This window comes from Flavobacterium sp., assembly GCF_044371705.1.
Lineage (GTDB): Bacteria > Bacteroidota > Bacteroidia > Flavobacteriales > Flavobacteriaceae > Flavobacterium.
On sequence record NZ_JBILTE010000127.1, the window covers coordinates 1 to 7,333 of the forward strand.

Annotated in this window: 9 protein-coding genes; 5 read left to right on the top strand and 4 right to left on the bottom strand. The window is 34.4% G+C overall.

Going from position 1 to position 7,333, the window contains the following annotated elements; translation table 11 throughout:
- The first annotated feature begins 2 nt into the window (after nt 1-2).
- Both ACIQ2S_RS09380 and ACIQ2S_RS09385 read left to right on the top strand, forming a co-directional pair.
- Nucleotides 3-146 (top strand): T9SS type A sorting domain-containing protein, encoded by a 144-nt coding sequence (locus tag ACIQ2S_RS09380; RefSeq protein ID WP_396175311.1) that lies wholly within the window; start codon nt 3-5, stop codon nt 144-146.
- Nucleotides 147-377: 231 nt separating this feature from the next.
- Nucleotides 378-1,067: a TlpA family protein disulfide reductase gene (locus tag ACIQ2S_RS09385; RefSeq protein WP_396175299.1), complete on the top strand. Its 690-nt coding sequence runs from the start codon at nt 378-380 to the stop codon at nt 1,065-1,067.
- On the opposite strand, the gene ACIQ2S_RS09390 is transcribed toward ACIQ2S_RS09385, so the two are convergent.
- The 3 genes from ACIQ2S_RS09390 to ACIQ2S_RS09400 are packed head-to-tail and all read right to left on the bottom strand — an operon-like array spanning nt 1,068 to nt 3,047.
- Entirely contained in the window at nt 1,068-1,439 is a 372-nt protein-coding gene (locus ACIQ2S_RS09390) for a sulfite exporter TauE/SafE family protein (protein WP_396175301.1), read from the bottom strand.
- A gap of 9 nt (nt 1,440-1,448) precedes the next feature.
- Complete coding sequence (locus tag ACIQ2S_RS09395; protein ID WP_396175313.1) at nt 1,449-2,336, bottom strand: lytic transglycosylase domain-containing protein; 888 nt, start codon at nt 2,334-2,336, stop codon at nt 1,449-1,451.
- A 39-nt stretch (nt 2,337-2,375) separates the two neighbouring features.
- Nucleotides 2,376-3,047, bottom strand: a complete 672-nt coding sequence (locus ACIQ2S_RS09400) for a YqiA/YcfP family alpha/beta fold hydrolase (protein ID WP_396175303.1) — start codon at nt 3,045-3,047, stop codon at nt 2,376-2,378.
- Nucleotides 3,048-3,252: 205 nt separating this feature from the next.
- Between ACIQ2S_RS09400 and ACIQ2S_RS09405 the strand changes: the two genes are divergently transcribed.
- Both ACIQ2S_RS09405 and ACIQ2S_RS09410 read left to right on the top strand, forming a co-directional pair.
- A complete protein-coding gene (locus tag ACIQ2S_RS09405) occupies nt 3,253-3,534 on the top strand; it encodes a GNAT family N-acetyltransferase (protein WP_396175315.1) in 282 nt (93 codons plus the stop codon).
- 2 nt (nt 3,535-3,536) lie between these two features.
- Nucleotides 3,537-4,163 carry a class I SAM-dependent methyltransferase gene (locus ACIQ2S_RS09410; RefSeq protein ID WP_396175305.1) on the top strand — a complete coding sequence of 209 codons (627 nt, stop codon included), beginning with the start codon at nt 3,537-3,539 and terminating at the stop codon, nt 4,161-4,163.
- A gap of 6 nt (nt 4,164-4,169) precedes the next feature.
- Here the strand turns inward: ACIQ2S_RS09410 and mtaB are convergent, their stop codons facing one another.
- Complete coding sequence (gene mtaB, locus ACIQ2S_RS09415) at nt 4,170-5,504, bottom strand: tRNA (N(6)-L-threonylcarbamoyladenosine(37)-C(2))-methylthiotransferase MtaB (protein WP_396175307.1); 1,335 nt, start codon at nt 5,502-5,504, stop codon at nt 4,170-4,172.
- Nucleotides 5,505-5,637: 133 nt separating this feature from the next.
- Here mtaB and ACIQ2S_RS09420 point away from each other — a divergent pair, with 133 nt between their 5' ends.
- The gene (locus ACIQ2S_RS09420; RefSeq protein WP_396175309.1) at nt 5,638-7,239 is read left to right on the top strand and encodes an ABC transporter substrate-binding protein; all 1,602 of its coding nucleotides are present in this window, start codon (nt 5,638-5,640) and stop codon (nt 7,237-7,239) included.
- Nucleotides 7,240-7,333 lie beyond the last annotated feature (94 nt).

Here is a 7,333-nt window from a genome sequence, read left to right on the forward strand (position 1 = left end):
AAGTGTATTCATTGTTAGGGCATTTACTAGTAAGTACAACAACAGATTTTAATCGAATAAATATCCAGAATATTTCTAAAGGAGTGTATATTGTAGCTGTTTATTCCGGTAATCGAAAAAGTTTCAAGAAAATGATAGTCAATTAAAAATATCTGAAAATCTTTTTGATAATACCCTTCTACTTTGCAATGTTTGTAAAAATAGAAGGGGTTTTTTATAACCAAATACAAAGATGCTTATAAATAAAGTTAATTATAAGTTCATCTTTTCCGCTTCTATTAAATTTCAAAAACTTATAAATCAGGAAGTTATTTACAAATATACTTGCTTTTTAAAATTAAATGGTATACATTTGAATTAGTTGATATACTAATCAGATGAAAAATTTATTAGTACTATTAGTTTTTCTTCAAAGTACCTTATCCTATAGTCAGGATAATCCAGTGCTATTTACGGATGCACTGCGTGTAAATTTCTCCAAATATAAGAGTCAAAGTAACCAAGCTTTCAGCCAAGGCGATATAGAAAGAGGTCAGTTTTTGTTTGACAGTTTAGTTCAAAACCAATTAATTGGTTCCAAATTCAACAATTATACCTTAAAAAGAGTTTCAGATAGAAAACTCAAAATGAGCAAAGTAAAAAAACCTATTTTTTTAGTTACCTATGCCGCATGGTGCGTTCCCAGTAAAGGTGAATTCTTAGCACTAAATAAATTAGCAAAAGAGTATCATAATGATATTGAATTCATTGTGATTGTCTGGGGAAAGAAAAAAGAAGTAAAAAAATATGCCAGCAAATTAAGTGGACAAATTGAGGTATGCTATGCTCATAAAACTTTTAGCAGCGGAAATGAAATAGTTGAAAATTTGAGAGAAACGCTTGGTTTTCCCACTTGCTATTTGATTGACTCCTATCTTCAAGTAGTTGATATAAAGAGAGGTTCGGCACTCGTACCCTTAAAAACACCAACTAAAAAAGCGGTCGAGTTAAATTATAATTTATTTAAAGAACGTTTGGCTGTAATAGCCCTACCAAAAGATGAGACCGGTGTATTGGTCAAAAAGTAACTATTTACCAAAAATCATTTTTCCGGCTACAATTAAAAGAATAAAACCAAACACCTTTCTCAACATCTTTTCATCAATTTGAATAGCGAATTTGCTTCCTAAATAACCCCCGATTACAAAAAACACAGCAATAACTGCTGCATATTTTAGATCAATATATCCTTCTTTATAATAATTGAAGGCTGCTAAAGCAGTCACCGGCACAGCCAAAACTGCTAAACTTATTCCTTGTGACTGGTGTTGTGACATTCCTAATAATAAAAGCAAAGGAACCATAACGATACCGCCACCAATTCCTATCAAACCGCTCAAAAAACCGGCAAACAAACCAATACAGAGTAAAAAAAGAATAGTTGTTAAGGTCATTTTCATTGGAATCTATTAATATCCTTCTGTTGGAATATCGATTTTGTATACTTTCTTAGTTTTATTATCTAATTTCGTATCTCTCAACCATTGGTTGTGGATTTTCAAAACTTTATAGTTAATACCTTGCGTCTTGGCAAATGAAGCTAAGTCTGAAACTGTTGAATCTACAATTATTTGCTTAGTTTCTATTGGAAAATACAATTGCTCGTTTGGCAAAGTAAATCCGTATTTGTCAGGATTTTTCATAATCTCTTTAAGTGCCAAGATTCTAAACACATAGCGGGAAGTTTCTTCTGTTAACAACAAATCGTAATAATCTGAAACACCTTGTCTTTCAATTTGTTTATTAATTCCGGCCATTCCACCATTGTAGGAAGCCGCTGCTAATGTCCAATTTCCAAATTTATTCTTTGCGGCTTTCAAATAATCACAGGCTGCTTGCGTTGATTTTTCTATATGGTAGCGTTCGTCTACAAAATCATTTACTTCCATGCCGTATTCTTTGGCTGTTTGCGGCATAAATTGCCAAACACCCCGAGCTCCGGCAGGTGAAACTACATTGACTAAACCACTTTCGATAACGGCCAAATACTTAAAATCATCCGGAATTCCATTTTTTTTCAAAATCGGTTCAATAATGGGAAATACACGATTGGCTCTTTTGAGTATTAATGTTGTGGTTGAATGTAAATTGGTATTGATGACCATTTCTCGATCTAAACGTTCCACAACATCCGCTATATTCATAGGTGTTGATTCACCGGCAAAATCAATGGCCTTTGGTAAACCGTAGGAACTTACAACTTGTGGTTTGACACTTGTTTGTGTCGTTGCATAAATAAATACACCCGATACTGCCGCAATTGCAGTTACTAATCCTATTTTTTTTATCCAATACATCTTCATCACTATTTCTTTTAAAATGTAAAACTACAAAAATCAATCCACTCCTGAATCTTCCAAAATAAGTTTTGGTAAATTTTCATTCAACCACTTGTATTTATTCAAAACCAAAATATGTGTTCCACCTTTAACTACAATGGCATTTGTTATATTTTTGATTGGAAAAACCTCATCTTTATCGCCGTGTATGTGAATTACATTCACATCTGCCACTACCCTATCCCAAAGTAATACCGATTTCAATGCCCAATCCAAATAAGATTTATCGCGAATGGACAAGTATTTTTCATATAATTTCAACCGCTGGTTTATTTTATCTCCCAAAGAAATTTTAGCCAAACTTTCAAAATAGGAAACCACACCTGTTGGCACAATCGTATATAGTTTTACTGCTTTGGCAATTTTCATCCTTCGGGGAAATTCAGTATTTGTTTTCACACTCGAAATGATGATCACTTTTCTTGCTTTACAAAATTCTGCCATTTCCTGAACTAAAATTCCACCAAAAGAAACCCCCAATAAAACTGGATTTTCATGTTTAATTTCTAAAACCATTCGTTGAGCATACGCTGCTAATGTTTCGCCTTTTAATGGTATTTTCCATTCTAATAATATCATTTCAAATACATCTGCAGGCAGTTCAATACGCTCAAATATATCAGTGCTTGCTGCCAAACCCGGCATACAATAAACAGCAATTTTAGTCATAGAAAGTACAGAAATTATTTTTATAAAATTAAAATTAAATATTCACAAAAGGTCACTGAAAAGGGTTAAATATATAAGCTATTATGTTAAATAAAAAAGTTTAACGAATTACGATGGAAGATAAAACACTTAAAATCACTATCTTTGCAGCGGAGTTTAAACCTCATTTTACTTCCTAAAATACAATCAAATGAGTCATTTAACCATGGAAATCAAAGACAATCAATTATTGAGACAATTTGAAACCCACACTACCGAAGGTTTACTGGTTTTGGAATATTCTATTCAAGAGCGAAAATTATTTCTTACCAAACTTAACCCGCCTGAAAATCTTGACACTGAATTTGTAGATGATTTTATCAAGATGGTCTTGGCAACTGCTGAAGAACGAAAATTAAAAGTTGTTCCGACACATCCTAAATTAGCATTATTTTTCAGAAAAAATCCGGTGTACAGAGAATTACTTCCTCCGGGAATTAAAATATAAAGATGAATTGTCCGCTTTGTGATCATCCATCCAATCACTTTTACTCCTACGATTCAAGAGAGTTTTACTTCTGTACTAATTGCTTTTCGGTTTTTTTAGACCGAAAAGATTATGTTTCGATGGGTGAAGAAAAAAGTCGCTATGAAATGCATAACAACGATGTTAACGATGTGCGTTATCAAACGTTTGTGTCCCCTATTGTAGATGGTATCTTGAAAGATTTTAAAAAAACGGATAAAGGTTTGGACTTTGGTTCCGGAACCGGACCGGTGATTACAAAAATGCTTCGCGACAATGAGTACGACGTGCAAGAATACGACCCCTTTTTTGCCAATCATCCGGAAGCACTAGAAAAAAAATACGATTATATCGCCTGTTGCGAAGTGATGGAGCATTTTCACACTCCAAAAAAAGAATTTGAATTGCTTTTCAATCTTTTAAAACCGGGCGGAAAATTATATTGCAAAACTGATTTGTTTTCCGAATCAAAAAACTTCGATTCTTGGGGCTATAAAAACGATCCCACACACGTTTTTTTCTACCATCCAAAAACAATGACTTGGATTCAAGAAAATATTGGTTTTTCAAGTGTAAAGATTGACGGGAGATTGATTATTCTTGAAAAATAGAACTTTTTAAACAGAAATAATATCCCTCACGAACTCCATCCGTACCGAACCATCTTCATCAATCTTTGTCAATTTGATTTCGTGTAATGTATTGACCAATTCCGGATTCCAAGGGGTTTTTACTTTTACGTAATTTTCGGTAAATCCATGAATATAGCCTTCTTTGTTTTCAGATTCAAACAAAACGGTACGCGTGGTTCCGATTTGGCTTTCGTAGAAGGCTCTTCTTTTTTTAACAGACAATCCACGAAGCATTTTGCTGCGTTTCGAGCGGACATTTCCGGGAACGATTCCTTCCATTTCCGCTGCTTCGGTATTATCTCTTTCAGAATACGTGAAAACGTGCAAATAGGAAATGTCTAAGTCATTCAAAAAATGATACGTTTCTAAAAAATGTTCCTCTGTTTCTCCGGGAAAACCAACAATCACATCCACACCAATGCACGCATCAGGCATCACTTCTCGAATTTTATTCACGCGATCCACATACAATTCACGCAAATAACGACGTTTCATTTTCTTTAAAATGTCGTTACTTCCCGATTGCAACGGAATATGAAAATGCGGTACAAACGTCCGACTTTTGGACACAAAATCTATCGTTTCATTTTTCAATAAATTGGGTTCTATGGAGGAAATTCGCAAACGTTCAATACCTTCTACTTCATCCAATGCTTGTACCAATTCTAAGAAAGTATGTTCGTGTTTTTTATTGCCAAATTCACCTTTGCCATAATCACCAATATTCACACCGGTCAATACAATCTCTTTAATTCCTTGTTGCGAAATTTCTTTGGCATTTTTCAATACATTTTCCAATTCATCACTACGCGAAATGCCACGAGCCAAAGGAATCGTACAATACGTACATTTATAATCGCAACCGTCTTGCACTTTTAAAAACGCCCGCGTTCGGTCGCCAATGGAATAACTTCCCACATAAAAATTAGCTTCTTCAATCTCACAGGAATGTACTTCACCTAAGTCGTTTTTACTTAAATCATTTAAATAATCGGTGATTTTAAATTTTTCAGTGGCTCCTAAAACTAAATCTACTCCGTCAACGGCAGCCAATTCTTCGGGTTTCAATTGAGCATAACATCCAACAGCGGCAACAAAAGCTTTATCATTAGTTTTCAATGCCTTTTTTACAATTTGCTTGAATTGTTTATCGGCATTATCTGTAACCGAACAAGTATTGATGACATAGATATCGGCAACTTCTTCAAAATCAACGCGTTCAAAACCTTCCTGTTGAAAATTTCTGGCGATGGTAGAGGTTTCTGAAAAATTCAATTTACATCCTAAAGTGTAGAATGCTACTTTCTTTTTGTGTTCCATAAAATAGCTTAACTAATGAAATCGTTGTCAAAAAGTTAAGGCTGCAAATTTACACAGATTTTTTAAACTTTAGTATTCCAATTTTCAATTTATGCTAACTTTACAGCAATTATCTACATTCAATAATTGCTTAATGAAAAAAATTCTTTTCCTTGTAACACTATCGCTTCAGTTATTGTTGCTTTCTTGTCATGATTCCAAAGAAAACAACAAAGAACTTTTAGTATTTAGATACAACGAAAGTGCAAACATTGCCACTCTTGACCCCGCTTTTTCAAAATCACAAAACATTATTTGGGCTTGCAATCAATTGTTTAACGGACTGGTTCAATTAGATGACAGCTTGCACATTCAACCGGATATTGCTAAAAGTTGGACGATTTCAGCAGACGGAAAAAAGTATCAATTTGTACTTCGGAACGATGTGTATTTTCATAAGCATCAGTTGTTTGGAAAAGATTCCACACGAACAGTAAAAGCAAGAGATTTTGAATACAGTTTGAAACGACTAAAAGATGAAAAAGTGGCTTCTCCCGGTGGATGGATTTTGCAAAATGTGGAGAATTTTCAAGCGATAAATGACACGCTTTTCGAAATAAAATTAACGAAATCTTTTCCTGCATTTTTAGGATTATTATCGATGAAATATGCGTCAGTCGTTCCGCAGGAAATTATTGAAAGTCCGAATTACGATTTCCGAACCAAACCCATCGGAACAGGTCCGTTTCAGTTTAAATTTTGGGAAGAAAACGTCAAATTGGTTTTGCGAAGAAATCCGATTTATTTTGAAAAAGACGAAAGCGGAAAGCAATTACCCTATTTAGAAGCCGTTGCCATTACTTTTTTACCTGATAAGCAAAGTGGATTTTTAGAATTTATTCAAGGAAAAATGGATTTCGTCTCCGGTTTGGATCCCTCGTATAAAGATGAAATTCTGACACAAAAAGGCGAATTACAACCAAAATATGCCAATGAAGTCAATTTAATCAGTGGTGCGTACCTCAACACCGAATATTTAGGTTTTCGAATGGATGGATCGGATCAAACGATTTTGGACAAACGCATTCGTCAAGCTTTGAATTATGGTTTTGACCGAGCGAAAATGATTACCTATCTTCGAAATAATATGGGAATTCCGGCAACCAGCGGAATCATTCCCAGTGGAATGCCAAGTTTTAATAATCAAAAAGGCTATGATTTTGAACCCGAAAAAGCTGAATTGTTGGTAGCTGCTTTTGTCAAAGAAACCGGCATTAAAAAACCCAAAATCATTTTAAGTACAAACGCCACCTATATTGATATTGCGGAATTCCTGCAACGAGAATGGCAAAAAATTGGTTTAGATGTTGCCATTGATGTGAATCCTCCATCGACATTGCGACAAGCAATTGCGACAGGAAAAGTCACCTTTTTCAGAGCAAGTTGGATTGCCGATTATCCGGATGCGGAAAATTATTTATCACTTTTTTACAGTAAAAACTTCGCTCCAAACGGACCGAATTATACGCATTTCTCCAATGCTAAATTTGATGCGTTGTATGAAAAAGCATTTTTAGAAACCGATGATGCAAAGCGATTTGATTTGTACCAACAAATGGACAAAATCATCATTGAAGAAGCTCCGATTATTCCGTTGTTTTATGATAAAGTCGCACGGTTTACAAGAAAAAATGTGGAAGGTTTGGGGATTAATCCCTTGAATTTGTTAAGTTTGAAGAGGGTAAAAAAGAATTGATGTTTTAATTTCTCGCAAAGACGCAAAGGATAATCATTTTGCGACTTTGTGTCTTTGCCTCTTTGCGAGAAACAAAAATTTTGACTACTCCTTC

Bases quoted from the DNA above. Each gene is read 5' to 3' on its own strand.
- ACIQ2S_RS09385 (WP_396175299.1), top strand. From the start codon at position 378: ATGAAAAATTTATTAGTACTATTAGTTTTTCTTCAAAGTACCTTATCC.
- ACIQ2S_RS09390 (WP_396175301.1), bottom strand. From the start codon at position 1,439: ATGAAAATGACCTTAACAACTATTCTTTTTTTACTCTGTATTGGTTTG.
- ACIQ2S_RS09395 (WP_396175313.1), bottom strand. From the start codon at position 2,336: ATGTATTGGATAAAAAAAATAGGATTAGTAACTGCAATTGCGGCAGTA.
- ACIQ2S_RS09400 (WP_396175303.1), bottom strand. From the start codon at position 3,047: ATGACTAAAATTGCTGTTTATTGTATGCCGGGTTTGGCAGCAAGCACT.
- ACIQ2S_RS09405 (WP_396175315.1), top strand. From the start codon at position 3,253: ATGGAAATCAAAGACAATCAATTATTGAGACAATTTGAAACCCACACT.
- ACIQ2S_RS09410 (WP_396175305.1), top strand. From the start codon at position 3,537: ATGAATTGTCCGCTTTGTGATCATCCATCCAATCACTTTTACTCCTAC.
- mtaB (WP_396175307.1), bottom strand. From the start codon at position 5,504: ATGGAACACAAAAAGAAAGTAGCATTCTACACTTTAGGATGTAAATTG.
- ACIQ2S_RS09420 (WP_396175309.1), top strand. From the start codon at position 5,638: ATGAAAAAAATTCTTTTCCTTGTAACACTATCGCTTCAGTTATTGTTG.